This window comes from Thermoactinomyces sp. DSM 45891 (assembly GCF_900119485.1).
GTDB lineage: Bacteria > Bacillota > Bacilli > Thermoactinomycetales > Thermoactinomycetaceae > Baia.
In genome coordinates this window covers 31,441-49,719 of sequence record NZ_FPJZ01000001.1, presented here as the reverse complement: position 1 = coordinate 49,719, position 18,279 = coordinate 31,441, and the positions used below count along the sequence as shown (strand labels likewise).

Below are 18,279 nucleotides of genomic sequence, written 5' to 3'. Positions count from 1 at the left end.
AACTCTAAACGGTTAGCTTACAGAAGTGTAAGGTTTTTGTAAGCTAATTCGGTAGTCCAAACCTTCATTTTGGTTTATAACTATCTTATAAGGAATCAAGAACACCATCCGTTTTGCCAACCAGTTGGTGTTTAGACAATCCTAACAACCCTGCCCGGGTTACCATATGTCAAGAATATGATTAAAGGACTTGAGTGTCTACACATGACTCAAGTCCTTATTGTGTGCTTTATATTAAGATTAAGTTGGATTCTTGATAAAGTCACCAAGTTTATGGGAAGGGTTATGATAATCGGAGCCTCCCGTCACAAACAGGCGATGCTCTTGAGCAAGGCGAAGATAGTATTCAGAGTCCTTCCAAGAATGACTTCTATGCCATGCTTCAATCCCATCAAAGGGATTCTGTAGGAGGAGAGGGACCCAGCTTCGATCAGGGAGATAGACAGGATGTGCTAAAACGGCTTTCCCACCTGTTTGGTGAATCATCTTAATTCCATCTTCGACAGAGATTTCGAGTTTATCCTCAGCTGCCGGCTTTCCGTCTCCTAGATAATGGTCAAAAGCAAATTGTAGATCAGGGACATAACCCTTTTTTACAATGGCGTGGGCAATATGGGGACGAGCAATCAGATGATCACCACTAAATTCCTTTACGTCGTCTAAAGTGAGATCCATTCCAAGCTGGCATAACTTCGTTACGATTCTTTCTGCTCTATGTGTTCTTGCTTCTCGAAAGGGTCGAAGAAGTTCTTCTAGAAGATCCAAGTCTTCCATGCCATAGCCTAAAATATCGATATTTTTTTTTTGAAATCGGGTGCTGATTTCTACACCTGGGATCACATGAATTCCTTCCTGCATACCAGCCGATATAGCTTCCTGAACTCCATATACAGTGTCGTGGTCCGTAATGGAAATCGTTTTTAGCCCTTTCTCTTTTGCTTGTTGTACAATTTCAGAAGGAGTAAAAACTCCATCAGAGGCAGTTGTATGAATATGCAAGTCGAAGGAATGCAAGGGGAGATCTAGATAAATATTGTCCATATAGTCACCTCATGAACGAGCAAGATTATGTGTAATCAAACACAGAAATGGAATAGCCATCCTTTCTAGAATATGCAGAGTAGATCTATTTGGAATGGTTAACCCGGAAAGGCGATGTTCGTCTCTTTGGACCACTGTTTTGTAATTTCTCGTATATGATCAATCTGTTTCCAATATTCAGTAAGAGCATGGGACCCAGTCGGAGTAATTTGGATGGTTGTCTGGGGGATTTTTTTTCTGAGAAAAGACTTTCCGATCAAAACATAATTCGCTTTTTCCAGCTTAGAGAGATGGCTAGACATATTTCCTTTTGTAAGGCCAGTCAATTCTTGTAAGAAGAGAAATTCAGCCATCGAACAAGCTTCTAATGCACTCATGATGGATAGCCTAGCGGGTTCGTGAATCAGTTTATCTAAACGAGACATCTCTTTAAAAGGCATCATAGGTTGCAGTCACTCCTCTAACAATTAGTAACTAGTTTGTATTATAAACTAAATACACATTTATGTATATATTTCTGTAAATTCATGCCATTACAAAGCTCGAACTACACAAAAAGGAATAGTTAAGATAATCAACTATCCCTTTTTGTGTAGTTCGTTATAATAGAGTTTAGTCTACAAATTCAATTGAATCAAGCTGTTGCTTCATCTGCCCGCGGATTCTTTCAAGATAGATTTTGTATAGTTTAGCTTGTTCTTTTTTTTCTTCTTCAGTAAGGCCCTCTGTTTTTTTCTTGTGAGCCAGCTCATTGATACGCTGGATTAATTCTGGACTAATCATGTCGATCACTTCCTTCTATCATACTTATACTTTAATAGATTTTTACAGGTACTGCAAGATTGAGAGGACGGGATATATCCATCATGAATGCCATCATCTATGCACGAGTTAGCACGAAAAAAGAAGAGCAGGTGACGAGCCTAGAGAGACAACGAGAAAATTTAGTTTGCTGGGCAGGGGAATTGGGCATGCAAGTAGTGGAAGTAGTAGCGGAACAGCACAGTGGATTTGATCTAAATCGTCCTGGGTTAGGGCGGTTATTACAAGCGATCCGAAAACACAGAATCAAATATCTTTTCATCCAAGATGATACTCGACTCGGACGAGGAGAAGCAAAATTAGCAGTGATTCATCAATTATGCAAATTAGGATGTAAGATTTATAGCTTTCAACAGAAAAAAGAGCTAGAGTTAGAGGCAGGAGAATCAACTGTTCTTCATATTATTGCGAAGGTAGAAGAATTGCAACGCAAGATGATGAACCAAAAAATAAGCTGGGGAATGCAACGAGCAGTCAAAGAAAAGGGATATAATCCTGCTAAAAACTTGAAGAATCAAGGGATTGGCGGCCGTGAGAAGATTGAGGTCCCGATAGACCAAATTGTGGCATTGCGCGAAAAAGAGCTAACCTATGATGAAATCGTGGCTACTCTTAAAGGATTTGGTTACTCTATCTCAAGAGCAACGGTTCATCGACGCTACACGGAATACATACTCACACAAGAAGCAAAGCTGAAACAGGAATTGGAGGAATCACGATGAAAACAGTCGATTGGAAGTTACTAGAAGAGCTTACACAAGCTCCAGGGGCACCTGGTCATGAATATGAAGTAAGGAAAATAATGGAACGTGAGATTCAAAAATATACATCTGAGTTGGTTTCTGACTCCCTAGGTGGCATTTTTGGTATTAAGAGCGGGGAGATAGACAGTCCTAGAGTGCTAGTAGCGGGTCATATGGATGAAGTATCCTTTATGATCACTCGGATTTCGAAGGAAGGTTATCTTTCCTTTACGGCGCTTGGAGGATGGTGGTCTCAAGTACTTCTCTCACAACCTTTTGAAGTTTTTACTACTTCGGGGAAAGCGATTCATGGAGTAATCGGATCCACACCACCTCATAACCTAACTCCGGAGGAACGTACAAAAGTATACCCCATGAATAAAATGTTTCTCGATATAGGGGCTCGTGATGAAGAGGAAGTAAGGAGTTGGGGAATAAGAGAAGGCTGTGTCATGATCCCGTACTCTCCTTACCGTGAACTGGAAGGAGGCCATCGATTGCTGAGTAAAGCATTTGACAATCGATTAGGCTGTGCCATGTCCTTAGAAGTACTGAAGGAATTACATAAAGAAGAGCTACCTAATACATTAATCGCTGGTGCAACGACACAAGAGGAAGTGGGATTGCGTGGAGCACAGACCTCTGCAGTACTCACAGAGCCTGATGCTTTCTTTGCTATCGATGTATCCGCCGCTGGAGATAATCCGGGTGCGAAAGATGCATTTGGCTATCTGGGTAAGGGAGTATTAATTCGCATTTTAGACCGTACGATGATTACACAACCCCTCATGCGGGATTATCTTTTAGATACAGCTGAGTCTCTCGGAATCCCGTATCAAATATTTGTTTCACAAGGAGGAACTGATTCAGGAAAAGTTCATCTTTCAGGAAAAGGCGTTCCATCTGCTACATTAGGAGTATGTGGGAGATACATCCACTCCCACACGACCATTGTCGACAGAGAAGATATAGAAGCATTGAAGATATTTGCCACTGAATTAGTACGACGATTTGACAATAGTACGTACCAATCTCTGATCTACCGGTAATAACCCATATAATGAAGAACCCCGCCTGACGCGTCAGACGGGGTTCTTCATTATATAAACAATATATAACTCTTAAAACTATTTTCAAACATGATGAATATTGAAAAAATTATTTTTGATATATACTAAGGGTAAGATCATCAGGAACGGTTTAAAGATTTATGTCAAAATGATCCTTCTTATCTGAATCAATACTTTCAAATTTCTTGTCATCGTAGCGAATTGGATGAATTTTGAAGGGGGAGATTGACATGAAGAGGAGAAACTATTTCGTCATATTATCGGTTACAGTATTGAGTCTATACACCTTCGGTGGTAGCGTAGGGGCTTTTTTTAACATTCCTGACATTAATGACAGTTTCGAACAACAAACGTTTACGAAACCATCTGATAAAGAAGAGGACCATAGATGGTGGAGCGAGTTTTGTGATGAATCAAAAGAAGTATCTTCTAACATCCTACAAGAAATAGCTAATATGTTTCAACCAAAATCCCCTTCTCAAACAGAATGAGAGGGGGTTTTGGTTTGCCTGATTTGATGAGTTATAATATGGTTATCATAAAAGAAATAACAAATATCGGAGCAATTAAATATATGAAAAAAACAATTCTAGTGGTAGAAGATGAAGAGATATTGCGTGAGATCATTAAGGATTACTTACTAAACGAAGACTATACCGTTTTAGAAGCGGCAGATGGAAAACAAGCTTTATCCCATTTTGAGGAGCACGAAGTCAATTTGGTTATTCTCGATATTATGTTGCCGCAGTTAGATGGATGGTCTGTATGTAGACGAATCCGTAAGACATCCAATGTACCTATTATTATGTTAACTGCCCGTGCGGATGAAGATGATACGCTACTTGGTTTTGAGTTGGGCGCAGATGATTATGTAACAAAACCCTATAGTCCCCCTATTTTATTGGCTCGTGTAAAACGACTTATAGAGAGTCGATATTCTTCTTCTGTAGTAGACCCTGTAAGGAATGATGTGTTACACATTGATGGAATTGAAATTCATATCCCATCTCGAAGTGTAATGATAGACAAGGAATCCATTAGCTTGACGCATACTGAGTTTGAAATCTTATTGTATTTAATGCAAAATCAAGGAATTATTATCACCAGAGAACAACTGATTACCAAAATTTGGGGCTATGAATTTGCTGGCGATGATCGAACGGTTAACAGTCACATTCGTAATCTGCGTCATAAATTAGGGGATAAAGCTCAATATATTGTTACAGTCGTTCGCGCAGGTTATAAATTTGAGGGAAGAACATGAAAAACGGAATAGTATTGAAATTATTTTTATTTACAACGGGGTTATGCATGCTGATTATTGCAACTATCTTCATCGGGCAGACAGTGTTTTTTGAACGATATTACGAAAGTCAAAAGGAAGCCGATTTAAAAGAAAGAATCTCAGCTTTTCACAAGAGATACGTAGAAGCAAAAGGAGATTTCTCTAAAGTTAGGTCTCTTGAACAGACGTTTTATCGAGACTACGCCATATGGATAACAACATTAGATCAGCAAGGAAACATGAAGTATGCCAACGATTTTTCTATAGAAGTTGAAGTACATCAAGAAATATTCCCTAAACTTACGAAATATCCCCAAAAAATAATTCGAATACCCATGTATCACTTTGTAAATGTTGATGATGAAAAGAACCAATCTAACTTAGTAGTGGGGAATAATATTACCATTCAAGGTGTTGAAAAAGAAAATATTTTTACTCCATCTAGGCTAACTTCAACAAAGGACATGTCTAATGAGCAACTAGAAGAGAAATTAGACAAGTTAAAACAAAAAAAAATTATTGTACTAAGAGGGACTATCAAGGAAGTACATTTTCCTAGGAGTGATTCAGCCGCCAGTTTCATTTATACAAATCGAATTTTCCTTGAAAGAATGAAAAGTTTTCAAAGTAGCTTAGTAGCGACTGGATCTCTGTCTGATCGTGATGGGTATGTTGTCAGAAATCATGGACAAGGCGAGTACTATGTGGAGAACTATGGAGAAAGTGGTGTCACCTACAAAGTATTAACACAACCCATTCTAGATCCAGATGGAAAAACCAATTATTTATTCGCTGTGACTTCCTTACAGCCTGTTAACGAGGCAGTTCAGATGATAAAGGGGTACTATGTATATCTGATTATCTTGGTGCTTGTTCTCACCATACTCCTCTCTTTCTATTATTCAAAGCAAATTGCGAGACCCCTTCTCCAAATAAATAAAACAACGAAAAAGATCGCACAACTTGATTTTTCTGAGATGATTTCGGTCGATTCGAAGGATGAGATTGGAGATTTATCAAAAAATATTAATGAGCTATCTAGTAAATTACAGTCTTATATTGAAAAACTGCAAGACGATATCGAGAAGGAAAAGCAGTTAGAGAATACGCGAAAAGAATTTATTGCAGGTGTGTCACATGAGTTGAAAACGCCTTTAAGCATCATGAAAAGCTGTGTTTCTATACTAAGGGATGGAGTTGCAACACACAAAAAAGATCATTATTTCAACGCAATGGAAAAAGAAGTAGATAAAATGGATTTACTCATCGTGGACATGCTTGAGTTAGCAAAGTTTGAATCAGGTACGTACAAACTAGACATGCAGTCCTTCTATATCGATGAAGTAATAGAACAAATTAGTGATCAATTGATATGGAGGATGGAGAGGAAGCATTTACAGATAGAAAAGGAACTAAATCACGTCAAAGTAACTGCCAACCAAAATCGGATAGAACAGGTGCTTACTAACTTTATAACAAATGCAATCCGTTATACTCCAGAGGGAAAGCGAATTGTCATTTCCACTACGATAGAAAGAGGTCGTGTAAAAATATGTGTAGAGAACAAAGGGGCTCATATCCCTCAAACCCAACTTGATAAAATTTGGGAACGTTTCTACCGTACCGATGCAGCGCGTAAGCGTTCGACTGGTGGTACCGGATTAGGCCTTTCTATCTCTAAAAAAATCCTAGAATTGCACGATGCTTCCTATGGCGTACAAAATACAGAAGATGGTGTTCTATTTTATTTTTTCCTAAAAACAGAAGTGAAGGGAGAGCGCTAAAGTGAATCAGGAAGATACTAAAGTAGACAGAGAAGGTATTCCATTCAATAGTGCTATTGACCATTATCAAAAGATGGAAGGATTACCTAACAAAAGTGCTTATCTAAGCCATATACCAAAATGGCTTCAGATTTTTTGGTGCAGCTTTATGATTATCATGATAGGTGGTTCACTCTTTTTGCTTTATATGTCGTTTGTGGATTAGTGCTCTTTACTCATTTACATCTTATTTTTATAGTGAAAACAAGCGTGCAGGATAAAATTTCCACACGCTTGTTCGTGTTCTTTAACTCATGTTGATATCATCTGCATCTCATCTTTATATGAGTTTTTTACTATCTCCTTAGCACAAGTAAAGGAGATTTATTTATGAAGAAAATCATTATTTCTATCTTACTTCTCATATTTTCTTTAGGACTTGGTTACCAATTTTTGGATTTAGATATATTTCGTCAAGTTACAGCAGAGGATCTACGTTTAAAAGGAAAAGTCATTGTACTTGATCCAGGCCATGGCGGAGAAGATCGCGGAGCACAAGGCAAAGCACACGGAACCATCGAAAAAGATCTTAACTTAAAGGTAGCTATGAACATAAAAAAGGAGTTAGAAAAAAGAACAGATGCGAAAGTTATTTTAACGCGAGAGACAGATACTAGCTTACTCCCTGAGATAGATCAAAAAAAAGAGCTTCAAGCTCGAGTGGATGTGGCGAAGAAGAATCATGCACATCTTTATGTAAGTATTCACCATGATGCATTTACAGACCCTAATGTAAAAGGAATTACGACTCATTATACCCCATTTCGTTTAGAGGATAGGAAGTTAGCAAAGCGTGTACAACAGGCTATTTTCGATCAAAAGATCGATACGAATGATCGCGGAGTTCAAGGGAGTGACTATCTAGTTCTTAGAGAAAATTCGATGCCTGCTATTCTACTAGAATTAGGCTTTATCTCAAACGAAAGTGATGAAGTACGGATGAATTCAAAAGAATTCCAAACGAAATCGGCAACTGGAATTGTGGATGGTATCATTCAATACCTTTCAAGATAAAGGAGGACAATCATAGCTAGTATGGCATGCATTGAAATTTTATATATAATGTACCTATATATTGAATGAGGAGGCTCTCTCATTGAGCATAGCAAAGGTACGAGTTGGAATGATCGGTTATGGATTATCTGGAAAAGTATTTCACGCTCCATTACTAAAAGCAAATGAGGGTTATGAAATTGTAAAAGTGATGACAACACGAGAAGAGGAAATCGAAGCAGACCTAAATGGCGTGGAAATAGCCTATTCGGCAGAAGAAATTTTTGAGGATTATACAATTGACCTTGTTATTATTTGCACACCTACGGAATCTCACTATTCTTTAACCAGGGCTGCGTTGCAAAGTGGGAAGCATGTTGTTGTAGAAAAGCCTTTTGTGGTTACATCTGCAGAAGCGAAGGATTTAATTGAATTAGCTCGTGAAGAGGAGTTAATTCTATCTGTTTTCCAAAACCGCCGTTGGGACTCAGACTTTCTCACTCTACAAGAGTGTATGAGCCAAGGGTTACTAGGAGAAATTCATACGTATAAAGCACATTTTGATCGGTATCGTCCAGAGGTAAAACAGCGTTGGAAAGAGCACTCCCTTTCTGGAGGAGGGGTGCTTTATGATCTAGGATCTCATCTAATTGATCAAGCGCTCATTTTATTTGGTATTCCGTTAACAGTTTGGGCAGACGTGCAATCACAACGGCCTGGCTCTACCGCTCCTGACTACTTCCATATCATTTTTGGATATGAAACAGGCTTACGAGTTGAACTACGTGCCGGATCACTCGTGATTCAGCCAGGTCCAAAACTAGAGGTACACGGTAAAAATGGAAGTTTCCAGAAGTTTGGATTAGATCCACAAGAGGAGCAGTTAAAAGCAGGAATGACTCCCGCGGACGAAGGATGGGGCCTGGAAAAGGAAGTAAGCTTTGCAGAAGTAACGACAATTATTGATTCGGTAAGCGGAGAACAAGAAACGTTCCCGGTTCCAAGTATTGCAGGCAACTATGATCGCTTTTATGATGAAGTGTATGATGCGGTGATTGATGGTGCTGCCTTGCCAGTTCACCCCACAGAGGCCTTAGAAGTGATTCATGCAATTGAATTAGCGATTAGGTCCTCTAATGAAAAAAGAGTCATTCAGTGGTTTGATGAAGTGGAATATTGATTGACCTCTGTAGAAAGGTGAATCGAATAGAATGAAGGAAAATAGAAAGATCAGCCGACGGGGTTTCCTTAAGAAAAGCATGTACTATTCACTAGGGGTGATTGGTGCCTTAGGTGTGTCGGGGGCTTACTCTCGTTGGATTGAACCGTATTCGATTGAAACAACTAGTATTACAATCAAGATTGCTCATTTGCCAGCTGCATTTGAGGGCTTTCAAATCTGTCATTTTAGTGATTTGCATCTAGGGTTTCATCTGGAGGCAAAAGATCTAGAATCTCTTGTAAAGCAAATACAGTCTCTAAAGCCAGATTGTATTTGCTTTACTGGAGACCTTTTCGATCACCACTCAACTGGAGTGTCTGAAACAACTCGCTACTTGAGCAAATTAGAAGCCCCTTATGGGAAGTATGCTGTGCTTGGAAACCATGATAATTGGGGAAATCGGGAGTCAGTAAATCGAGTGCTAACCAAATCTGGCTTTATTGTTTTACATAATGAAAATAGGCAAATAAAAAAGCAATTGGATTCTATCTATATAGTAGGAGTCGATGATCCGTGGGTGGGGGGAGCAGACATTCTTCGTGCACTAAGCGGCGTACCAAAGAATACTTGTAATATCTTACTAGCTCATGAACCTGATTTTGCAGACGAGTTTTGTCAACATCCAATCGATCTGCAACTATCCGGACATAGTCATGGTGGACAAGTTCAAGTTCCATTTATTGGAGCACTTCACACCCCGCCCCATGCAAAAAAATATATAGATGGTTTATATCAAGTGGATAACTCTTCTATGCAAGTTTATACAACTCGAGGTATTGGGATGACCCGCATGCCAATTCGATTTAATTGTCGTCCTGAATTAGTTTTGATTACACTAAAATCGAGTAAATAGCATAAAAAAATCCCGGGTGTGCATGCATGCCCGGGATTTTTTTATTTATACTTGATCACGAAGCCTTCTCTCTAGAATAAAAGTTCCAAATGGTATGATAGAAGCAAGTACAGCTCCAGCTACTTTCTTAACAGACCATTTGTATTGTAAGGTTACAATGCCTAAAACGATCATAAACCAGACAAAAAGGACTCCATGCAATCCCCCCACAATGGTCACAGCCAAGGGTTGGTTAAGCATATATTTCAGAGGCATGGCGATAAACAGGAGTAGTAAGAAAGAAATTCCTTCAATAAATCCCACAATCCGTAATTGGTCAATCATGTTTCGAAACATCTTGATCCTCCTCCTCATGACAAATCTAGTTCTATAGTATCAACTATGAAAGGGATATTCATTTCTAATTAAAGATAATTGTTGCGATTGTATGAACGGTTATATGATATAATTTTGTTATTTGTGAAACTCTTTTCATTACTCTTTACATGGAACATGATATTTGCTATAAATTTCTTATCATTCCAGTTGCCAAGGGGGCGGAGAAAATGGGCCAGTATGATGATTCACAACTGGGGGAAAAAGGAAAATTATACACTGCTAATAAGGGGAAAGTGATTACCATTTCACTTTTATATGGCCTAGTAGCTATTTTAATGAGTGCCGGATGTGTGTATTTTACTTGGAAAGCACAACAAGGAAAACCAGACGCGCTTCAAATCAGCCAGATTATTGCTACAGGGATGTGTGGTTTGTTTGGTTTTGTTATGATGCTTTGGAAGGGAAAAGATCTTAGCGAAAAAGTTAGATTGTATCAAAATGGGATTATCGTATTGAATCGTAAAAAAGCACTTGTGCTGCCCTATTTAAGAATAGATCGGATTTACTGGGAAATTAGAAGTAAACAGAAGAGGTCTGGAAAAGATAAAATCATTCACACATTACAAATTGACTCTCTAGATCATGATGAAGAAATTTCTCTATCAAGTAAGCGATTGGTAGATGCCAAAGAACTAATGGAGCATGTAGAAAGGGGAGTAAGTAGTTGGCATCTGGACAGTTTATGTGAGGCACTATCAAAAGGAGAAGAGATACATTTTGATGATATTTCTCTGCACGTTGATTATGTACGTATCCCTGATGGATATATAAACTGGTCTAACTTTGGAGGTATCACTTTGCAAAATGGTATGGTATATCTTGTGAATAAACAAGATGAACCATTTTATGGAGTAAAGCTATCTAAATTCCCTAACTTCTCGCTTTTCACTAACCTAACACAACATATATGTGAGCAACATGAACAACAAAATGAGATAGTTGTATAAAAAAGGTAGCCGTTTGCTTACAGGCTACCTTTTTTCTGGTTTCCAAATCAATTCCAGTAGGATAGATAAAATCATCCCAACTAATAAACCATTTCCAATTATATTTTGTAAGATGGTGGGCATGATTTGAAAAAATTTCTCTGGAAGTGACATAATTCCAACAGCGATTGAGATAACGATTCCTAAAATCGTCATTCTTCTGGCATCCAATGGCTCCTGAAGAACGGTGTTTAATCCTAATCCAAACATAGTAGGAAATGCCGCGAGAAGGGTTGAATAGGCGATAGGTCCAGGTAGTTGTGCGAGAAACCCAGTAATCATGGGGAAGAAAGAAAATAAAGTAAGCGCACCACATGCGATCAAGAAGGGCCTTCTTTCCTTTTGTCCAGTCATTCGAATAAAGCCCGCTGCAACCGAAAGTGGTACCATCCCTACTGTAGAGAATAAGGAGCTTAACAGATTGGTTACTCCGCCCATCAAACCAGCTCGATTTAGAGCTTTAGAAGAAGAGGTTGTCGTCTCTGAAATCGTTTTTTGTACTGCGTTCATACTTGCCACTGTGTTGGACATTAGAACAAATGAAACCAAAACGCCTGTGATGATCATGCTTCCATTCCATATAGGAATTCCCCAAGCGAATGGTCCTGGGAGTTGAAACCATCCTGTAATGGAAGGAGTATCTGTGTGATATCCAATGAAAGTAAAGGCACTCCAACCGAATACGATTCCGATTAGAACAGCAAAACTTTTTAACCAACCTTTCCCCCAAGTAGAGAGGGAAAATACCAGTACGACTACGCTAATGGAAACCATAGCTTGCAGTAAGTTGGGAGTTGGTTGATTCTTGCTAATTCCTAAGGCTCCCTGCATAAATGTCCCACTTAGTTGGATTGCTAGTACCATGAGATATGATCCCGTTACTAAAGGAGTAAAGAGAAACATCAACTTTTGAAACCAACCGATCCATCCAGTAAAGATTAAGATGAGTCCACTTACAATCATGGCAAACTCGAGCGATTGAAGAGTAAGTTTTAGGTCAGTTCCTTGCGCAGAGGCTAGTCCACCCACACCAATAAATACCCCTAACCAAATGCCAGCAGGACCATCTAATAAAGGGAGGCGGTGACCTAACCAGCCCTGTAGCAAAGAGGAAAGACCGACGATAAAAAAAGTTCTTTGCATAAGTTCTGCAACTTCTACCTGACTGAGGTCAAACACACTTCCTATTACAACAGGAAGAGCTAATGCATTTGCTAATAAAAAGACCAACCATTGAACAGAGCCCATAGTGGCCATTGTGAGGCGATTTGCTGAATTCATTGATTTTCATCCTAACTACAACATATTCTCATCATAAGTTAACATTTTAACATAAAATGTGATTCATACATAAAATCAAATAAAAAAAAGGGTAAACTATCAATAGACTCACAGTGAGGGAAGAAGGACTCTCTAGACAACTGAAGAATTAATCCAAATGGATAATTTAAGAAATTAAAGGAGAAATCTATAATGAAGATTTTCGCGTTTAATGGAAGTTCTCGAGATAATGGAAATACTGAATATATGGTAGGATCGCTATTAGAAGGGATCGAGGCAAGTATTTTAGATTTACGGAAGTATACAATCCACCCGATTATAGATAAAAGGCATGATCCCGAAGGATTTAGCCCTGTTGATGATGATTATGATACGGTTATCAGTCAAGTTTTGGATCAAGATATATTGATCTTTGCAACCCCGCTCTATTGGTATGGAATGTCTGGCCACATGAAAAACTTTGTAGATCGTTGGTCACAGAGTTTACGTGATCCACGTTATGATTTTCGTAAGATCATGTCCAAAAAGAAAGCTCTTAGTTTAATAGTAGGTGGGGATCGTGTTTATCAAAAAGCGCTACCCCTTGTACAACAGTTCGCATTGATTTATGATTTTATGGGAATAGAAAACCTTGGATACGTGATCGGGAGTGGATCAAAACCCCAAACCGTTCAAGCAGATGGTCGGGTTTTGGGTGATCTTCGTTTTTGGAATGAATACCTAAAACAACAAACGATTTAATATCTGAGTAGACAACGCAGAGGAGCGAACATCATATGGAGTCGTACGTAGCGTATAACCCGACGAAATGTATCTTTGGGAAAGATCGTTTGTCCGAGTTGAAGAATGAGATTCCACAGTACGGTCAACGGGTTTTATTGGTTTATGGTGGTGGAAGTATCAAGAGAAGTGGTCTTTATGATAAAGCGATAGGATACCTACGTGAAATAGGTGCAGAGGTGTTTGAGCTATCAGGGATTGAGCCAAACCCGCGTGTAACAACTGTACATAAAGGAATTCAAATCTGTAAGGATCAGAGTATTGATTTCATCCTCGCTATTGGTGGTGGTAGTGTCATTGATGCTACGAAAGCGATTGCGGCAGGGGCTAAGTTTGACGGAGATATATGGGATATTGTTACAAAGAAAGCAACTGCCCAAGGTGCACTTCCATTTGGAATAGTGCTTACTCTAGCTGCAACTGGCTCCGAGATGAATCCAGGATCTGTTATTACGAACTGGGAGACAAACGAGAAAATTGGTTGGGGCTCACCTCACGTGTTTCCTAAGTTCTCCATCCTGGACCCGACACATACATTTACAGTACCCCTAGATCAAACAATCTATGGGATTGTAGATATCATGTCTCATGCTTTAGAGCATTACTTTAGTCCATCTCCCAACACTCCTTTACTAGAGAGAATGACGGAATCACTTTTATCTACAGTGATTGAAACAGCACCCAAGTTGCTAAAAGATCTTCATAATTACGAGCTACGGGAGACCATCATGCAATGCGGTACGATTGCCCTTAATGGTACATTAAACCAAGGTATGATTGGGGACTGGGCCACACATGGCATCGAACACGCCGTTTCTGCTGTGTATGATATCCCTCATGGTGGCGGTCTGGCGATTATCTTCCCAAATTGGATTCAATACGCAATCCAAAAAGGGCACACAAATAAAGCGAAACAGTTAGCTGTTAGGGTGTTCGGTGTTGATCCAACTGGTAAGTCAGATTTGGAATTAGCAAAGCGCGCAGTCAAAGAGTTGCGTGATTTCTGGTCCAGTATAGGAGCTCCGAGCCGCCTAGCTGATTACAACATTGATGACTCTAAAATCCAGTTAATGGCTGAGAAGGTTATTAAGATTAGCCCATCAGGATTAGTTGGTCGTTATCATCTGTTGAAGCAGGATGATGTATTAGCGATTTTGAAAATGTCATTATAGCAACCTCCTATAAACAACCTCCTTTGACTTACTTGAAGGAGGTTGTTTATAGGTAAAAGCGATTACGTGCTTCTGGGGAAGGAATCAAGCATACTTCGCTTTTTCCAAACCAGCGATACCGATTTTTCGCAAAACGTCGATAAAGGGTATTCCGAATAGACTCTGGTACGAGGATTAGGATGTATAACCACCTCCAGCATCCTCCTAGTTCCTTAATAATTCGTAGAACGGCTGTTGAGTGGGAGTAGAGTGTATCACCATCTATGAAATACATACTATCTTCTAGCTGGATTCCTTTTTCTGCAACCCAGTTTTGTACAAAATTCGATTGTAGGGGAGCGAAATGGAGTTGTTTTTTCTTATCATGTTTTAGAAGAAACTGTACTCGGCCATTACAAAAATTACAAACGCCATCAAATAAGACAATTTTTTGTTTCATCAGGATCTGTCCATTCTCGTATGTGTGTTTACTTCTAGTATAGCAAAACAATTGCTTTTTTGGCTTCCATACCTATACAGGGTATACTAGATATAAGAGGTGAGCTTGTTGAAAGATGAAAATGTGGTAGTAAATACTGAATCATGTTGTGGGGAAGAGGAAGGCCGCAAGAGTCATCATTCGGATGAGATGAAAAAAAATATGATCTCTCGATTAAACCGAGTTGAGGGGCAGATTCGCGGAGTAAAAGGCATGATCGATCGAGATGTATACTGTGATGATGTGCTAAATCAATTAGCGGCTATTCAAGCTGCCTTAAATAGTGTAGGCAAATTATTACTAGAAGGGCACATGAGGAGTTGTGTGATCGAGAGAATCCAATCTGGGGACGATGCGGTTATAGATGAACTGCTGGCCACAATGAAAAAATTGATGAAGTGATATATAACAATATTTTTTTATTGTAAAACGATAAATTATGTATTATAATCTCATTAACAATAAAATAGTGAGGTGCCTTGTGATGAATCATCGTCCAACGCTATTTTTAAAGATAGCTGTTTTTCTGATTGGAACTCCCGTTCTTGCGTTATGTTTATATGGATTGATTTGGTTTGCTCAAAACCCATTCAACTCTGATTACGCCTACACTATGTATCCTATCTTAGTAGGTATCTATGGATCATCCATTCCGTTTTATATTGCCTTATATAGAGCATTTCAGCTTTTAAGCTATATCGACCAGAATAAAGCTTTTTCACAAATATTCGTTACCGCCTTACAGAATATAAAGTATTGCGCTATTATGATCAGCGGTTTGTATACGCTACTACTACCATTCGTTTACCTCGTAGCTAGGAAGGATGATGCCCCAGGCTTTGTTATGATAATTGGGATGACTCCTATCTTTGCTTCAACCGTAATTGCAGTATTCGCTGCTGTTCTGCAAAGGCTTTTACAAGAGGCTATTGATATAAAATCAGAAAATGACTTAGTGGTATGAGGTGGGATAGTAATGGCGGTGATCATTCATATTGACGTAATGCTGGCTAAGAGAAAAATGAGTGTAACAGAGCTTTCAGAGAGAGTGGGAATCACGATGGCTAATCTTTCTATCCTGAAAAACGGAAAGGCAAAAGCCATTCGATTATCCACTTTAGAAGCGATTTGTAAGGCTTTAGATTGTCAGCCAGGAGATATTTTAGAATACCAAAGAGATTGAATAAAGAAAGAAGAGATACGGATATGAGAGCACTAAGACAGCTCGTTAGGTTTGGCTGGCAGCAGGCTCTATCGTGTTTATTTCCTGTTGTTATTTTTATAGCTCTGGCACTTACACAAATGGTACAGCTCCCTTTTCTACCGCGGTATGATTGGCTTCTGATCATTTGCCTTTTGATGCAGTGGTGGATGATCTATTCGGGGCTTGAGACTCGCGATGAACTAAAAGTGATCACTTTATTTCATATTATCGGACTTACTCTTGAGCTTTTTAAAGTACACATGGGATCTTGGTCATACCCAGAGGAAGGATATTTCAAAATGTTCGGAGTACCATTATATAGTGGTTTTATGTATGCAAGTGTAGCCAGTTATCTATGTCAGGCATGGAGAAGATTTCATGTTGAATTGGTTAACTGGCCACCCTTTTTAGTTGTAGTACCAATTGCCACAGCCATTTATTTGAACTTTTTCACACATCATTTTTGGATTGATGTACGCTGGTGGCTATCCCTGCTTGTCGTTATAATCTTTTGGAGATCACGGGTTATATATGAGGTTAATGGAACTCGTTACCGCATGCCACTGGGACTCTCTTTTGTGTTAATCGGATTTTTTATATGGGTAGCCGAAAATATCGCAACGTTTTTCGGAGCATGGAAATATCCAAATCAAGTTGATGAGTGGAGCCCTGTTCATCTAGGGAAGGTAAGCTCATGGCTCTTATTAGTGATTATTAGCTTTCTTATTGTATCGGTATTAAAACATCTAAAGAAGTCTCAACATATTCCTACCCAGCTACCCACTGATATACATTTTAAAGGCTAGCTGAGATAACCAGCATATAGCCCTCTTTCTGCCTTTTCTAGAAAGAGGGCTAACCATTCTGTTCCTCGCTACATTGTATAACTATATAAAATGTATAGACTCCCCTCATTCACTACACTATACCATCGTGTGATTCTTCACATATGTTATACAATAGTGTAATCATATGGATATTTTCGTTGTTATCTTTCAAGAAAATAGGGAATATTTAAATTAAAATATCTTTGTTACCTGTTTCTGCTTTGAAAGGGGGAGTGATGATGAATTGGGATGCCATTTTCGAGTTTTTTAAAACCCTTGATGCAAATGGAGGCTGGTTTTTTGATTTTTTATCGTTTTTAGTGGCAGGCACCTTAATGATCATTGTTCTGATTTACTTTTACCGATTATCTAGGGGAGATATTGACTGGTTCGGGAGGAAAATAATTGATCAGGAATCAATCGAGGAAACAGAAAAAATAAAAACGGATCTACAGGAACAATTAACATTAGTGAAAGGTGAAAACAGTCAATATATCCAGATGATTCAAGAGCAATCAAAAAAGCTAACCGAAATCCAGAACTTATTTACGGAGTTAGATAGTAAGTATGATGATGAAACCTACTTCACAAGCCAAGTGATGTATGCTGCCCAAGAGGTAGCATGCGCGATATCAGCAGAAAAGGAATTTGAAGGAAATCGGGATGATACATTTGATTATTTATTAGACTATCTAATTAATAGTCTAAAAGGATTCCGCGAGAAAAATCCTAGGATTGTGATTCATGTACATCATCCTAATTCCACAGAGAAATTGAGCCATTACGTACACTCTAGCGGGCATTCCCCTAGGGTAAAAGAGTATGAGCCGATCATTGATGGAAGTGCCGCAGGACGATGTTGGAGGACTAACAAGATCTACTATATTCCAGATACAGAACAGGATTCGATTGAGTATGAGAGAATTGAACTAATAACGAAACAATATCGTAGCCTGCTATGCATCCCCATTCATGCAGGACCTGATAAAAGTAAGCGAATTGGAGTAATGTCCCTGACGGGCAAAGAGGTTCATGCATATGAACAAATAGAGATAGAGAGAGCAGTTTTATTTAGTTATCTTTTATACCCTCTCATCTATACAGATTTAAAAAATAGGGGGTTCCTGCATGGATGATTTTGAACATCTATCTCAACATGTCCGTCATGAGTTAAGTAGATTATATCGAGATGGAGAAATCACCAAAAAACAACTGATGGAGCAGATGAAAAATGGTTGGTTCGATCATGAGCGCATGAAGATCAAGGAGAAGTTTCTAAAGTGGATCAAGAAAGATACTCCCTCATAAAGAAAGAAAGCAC

The 18,279-nt window shown here is 38.9% G+C and carries 24 protein-coding genes; 18 read left to right on the top strand and 6 right to left on the bottom strand.

Translation table 11 applies throughout. The features are described 5' to 3' along the window. Positions 1 to 240: 240 nt before the first annotated feature. From BT147_RS00235 to BT147_RS00225, 3 genes are all read right to left on the bottom strand, one after another. On the bottom strand, positions 241 to 1,041 hold the full coding sequence (locus BT147_RS00235; RefSeq protein WP_083426250.1) for a PHP domain-containing protein: 801 nt from the start codon (positions 1,039 to 1,041) through the stop codon (positions 241 to 243). Positions 1,042 to 1,139: 98 nt separating this feature from the next. Beyond that, complete coding sequence (locus tag BT147_RS00230) at positions 1,140 to 1,484, bottom strand: transcriptional regulator (RefSeq protein ID WP_072329721.1); 345 nt, start codon at positions 1,482 to 1,484, stop codon at positions 1,140 to 1,142. A gap of 169 nt (positions 1,485 to 1,653) precedes the next feature. Beyond that, positions 1,654 to 1,824, bottom strand: a complete 171-nt coding sequence (locus tag BT147_RS00225; RefSeq protein ID WP_072329719.1) for a DUF896 domain-containing protein — start codon at positions 1,822 to 1,824, stop codon at positions 1,654 to 1,656. 83 nt (positions 1,825 to 1,907) lie between these two features. On the opposite strand from BT147_RS00225, the gene BT147_RS00220 reads away from it, so the two are divergent. From BT147_RS00220 to BT147_RS00180, 9 genes are all read left to right on the top strand, one after another. Further along, a complete protein-coding gene (locus BT147_RS00220) occupies positions 1,908 to 2,585 on the top strand; it encodes a YneB family resolvase-like protein (protein ID WP_072329717.1) in 678 nt (225 codons plus the stop codon). Next, positions 2,582 to 3,655: a M42 family metallopeptidase gene (locus tag BT147_RS00215; RefSeq protein ID WP_072329715.1), complete on the top strand. Its 1,074-nt coding sequence runs from the start codon at positions 2,582 to 2,584 to the stop codon at positions 3,653 to 3,655. Before BT147_RS00220 ends, BT147_RS00215 begins: the two co-directional genes overlap by 4 nt. 251 nt (positions 3,656 to 3,906) lie before the next feature. Beyond that, positions 3,907 to 4,167 carry a hypothetical protein gene (locus tag BT147_RS00210; RefSeq protein ID WP_072329713.1) on the top strand — a complete coding sequence of 87 codons (261 nt, stop codon included), beginning with the start codon at positions 3,907 to 3,909 and terminating at the stop codon, positions 4,165 to 4,167. A gap of 83 nt (positions 4,168 to 4,250) precedes the next feature. Continuing rightward, a complete protein-coding gene (locus BT147_RS00205) occupies positions 4,251 to 4,940 on the top strand; it encodes a response regulator transcription factor (RefSeq protein ID WP_072330813.1) in 690 nt (229 codons plus the stop codon). Continuing rightward, positions 4,937 to 6,745: a HAMP domain-containing sensor histidine kinase gene (locus BT147_RS00200; protein ID WP_072329711.1), complete on the top strand. Its 1,809-nt coding sequence runs from the start codon at positions 4,937 to 4,939 to the stop codon at positions 6,743 to 6,745. The genes BT147_RS00205 and BT147_RS00200 overlap by 4 nt, the downstream gene beginning before the upstream one ends. 1 nt (position 6,746) lies before the next feature. After that, the gene (locus BT147_RS00195) at positions 6,747 to 6,950 is read left to right on the top strand and encodes a hypothetical protein (protein WP_072329709.1); all 204 of its coding nucleotides are present in this window, start codon (positions 6,747 to 6,749) and stop codon (positions 6,948 to 6,950) included. 164 nt (positions 6,951 to 7,114) lie between these two features. Continuing rightward, the gene (locus BT147_RS00190; RefSeq protein WP_072329707.1) at positions 7,115 to 7,798 is read left to right on the top strand and encodes an N-acetylmuramoyl-L-alanine amidase family protein; all 684 of its coding nucleotides are present in this window, start codon (positions 7,115 to 7,117) and stop codon (positions 7,796 to 7,798) included. Positions 7,799 to 7,880: 82 nt separating this feature from the next. Further along, positions 7,881 to 8,957: an oxidoreductase gene (locus tag BT147_RS00185; protein WP_286118833.1), complete on the top strand. Its 1,077-nt coding sequence runs from the start codon at positions 7,881 to 7,883 to the stop codon at positions 8,955 to 8,957. A gap of 31 nt (positions 8,958 to 8,988) precedes the next feature. Then, a complete protein-coding gene (locus BT147_RS00180) occupies positions 8,989 to 9,852 on the top strand; it encodes a metallophosphoesterase (RefSeq protein WP_072329705.1) in 864 nt (287 codons plus the stop codon). 45 nt (positions 9,853 to 9,897) lie between these two features. Here BT147_RS00180 and BT147_RS00175 read toward each other — a convergent pair whose 3' ends face one another. Beyond that, on the bottom strand, positions 9,898 to 10,188 hold the full coding sequence (locus BT147_RS00175; protein ID WP_072329703.1) for a DUF3817 domain-containing protein: 291 nt from the start codon (positions 10,186 to 10,188) through the stop codon (positions 9,898 to 9,900). 209 nt (positions 10,189 to 10,397) lie between these two features. On the opposite strand from BT147_RS00175, the gene BT147_RS00170 reads away from it, so the two are divergent. Beyond that, positions 10,398 to 11,177, top strand: coding sequence for a DUF6585 family protein (locus BT147_RS00170; RefSeq protein ID WP_072329701.1), 780 nt, complete (start codon positions 10,398 to 10,400; stop codon positions 11,175 to 11,177). A 24-nt stretch (positions 11,178 to 11,201) separates the two neighbouring features. Here BT147_RS00170 and BT147_RS00165 read toward each other — a convergent pair whose 3' ends face one another. Next, the gene (locus BT147_RS00165) at positions 11,202 to 12,497 is read right to left on the bottom strand and encodes a purine/pyrimidine permease (RefSeq protein ID WP_072329699.1); all 1,296 of its coding nucleotides are present in this window, start codon (positions 12,495 to 12,497) and stop codon (positions 11,202 to 11,204) included. 198 nt (positions 12,498 to 12,695) lie between these two features. Between BT147_RS00165 and BT147_RS00160 the strand changes: the two genes are divergently transcribed. After that, entirely contained in the window at positions 12,696 to 13,238 is a 543-nt protein-coding gene (locus BT147_RS00160) for a flavodoxin family protein (protein ID WP_502688549.1), read from the top strand. Between the two features lie 35 nt (positions 13,239 to 13,273). Further along, the gene (locus BT147_RS00155) at positions 13,274 to 14,449 is read left to right on the top strand and encodes an iron-containing alcohol dehydrogenase (protein WP_072329695.1); all 1,176 of its coding nucleotides are present in this window, start codon (positions 13,274 to 13,276) and stop codon (positions 14,447 to 14,449) included. A 46-nt stretch (positions 14,450 to 14,495) separates the two neighbouring features. Here the strand turns inward: BT147_RS00155 and BT147_RS00150 are convergent, their stop codons facing one another. Next, positions 14,496 to 14,888, bottom strand: coding sequence for a thiol-disulfide oxidoreductase DCC family protein (locus BT147_RS00150; RefSeq protein ID WP_072329693.1), 393 nt, complete (start codon positions 14,886 to 14,888; stop codon positions 14,496 to 14,498). Between the two features lie 108 nt (positions 14,889 to 14,996). Here BT147_RS00150 and BT147_RS00145 point away from each other — a divergent pair, with 108 nt between their 5' ends. The 6 genes from BT147_RS00145 to BT147_RS00120 all read left to right on the top strand — a co-directional run bounded on the left by BT147_RS00145 (position 14,997) and on the right by BT147_RS00120 (position 18,266). Further along, entirely contained in the window at positions 14,997 to 15,329 is a 333-nt protein-coding gene (locus tag BT147_RS00145) for a metal-sensitive transcriptional regulator (protein ID WP_083426249.1), read from the top strand. 82 nt (positions 15,330 to 15,411) lie between these two features. After that, the gene (locus BT147_RS00140; protein WP_072329689.1) at positions 15,412 to 15,891 is read left to right on the top strand and encodes a DUF2975 domain-containing protein; all 480 of its coding nucleotides are present in this window, start codon (positions 15,412 to 15,414) and stop codon (positions 15,889 to 15,891) included. Between the two features lie 12 nt (positions 15,892 to 15,903). After that, positions 15,904 to 16,110, top strand: coding sequence for a helix-turn-helix domain-containing protein (locus BT147_RS00135; protein ID WP_072329687.1), 207 nt, complete (start codon positions 15,904 to 15,906; stop codon positions 16,108 to 16,110). A 23-nt stretch (positions 16,111 to 16,133) separates the two neighbouring features. Continuing rightward, positions 16,134 to 16,937, top strand: a complete 804-nt coding sequence (locus BT147_RS00130; protein ID WP_072330809.1) for a DUF817 domain-containing protein — start codon at positions 16,134 to 16,136, stop codon at positions 16,935 to 16,937. A gap of 260 nt (positions 16,938 to 17,197) precedes the next feature. After that, a complete protein-coding gene (locus tag BT147_RS00125) occupies positions 17,198 to 18,094 on the top strand; it encodes a GAF domain-containing protein (RefSeq protein WP_072329685.1) in 897 nt (298 codons plus the stop codon). Next, positions 18,087 to 18,266: a hypothetical protein gene (locus BT147_RS00120; protein ID WP_072329683.1), complete on the top strand. Its 180-nt coding sequence runs from the start codon at positions 18,087 to 18,089 to the stop codon at positions 18,264 to 18,266. Before BT147_RS00125 ends, BT147_RS00120 begins: the two co-directional genes overlap by 8 nt. Positions 18,267 to 18,279 lie beyond the last annotated feature (13 nt).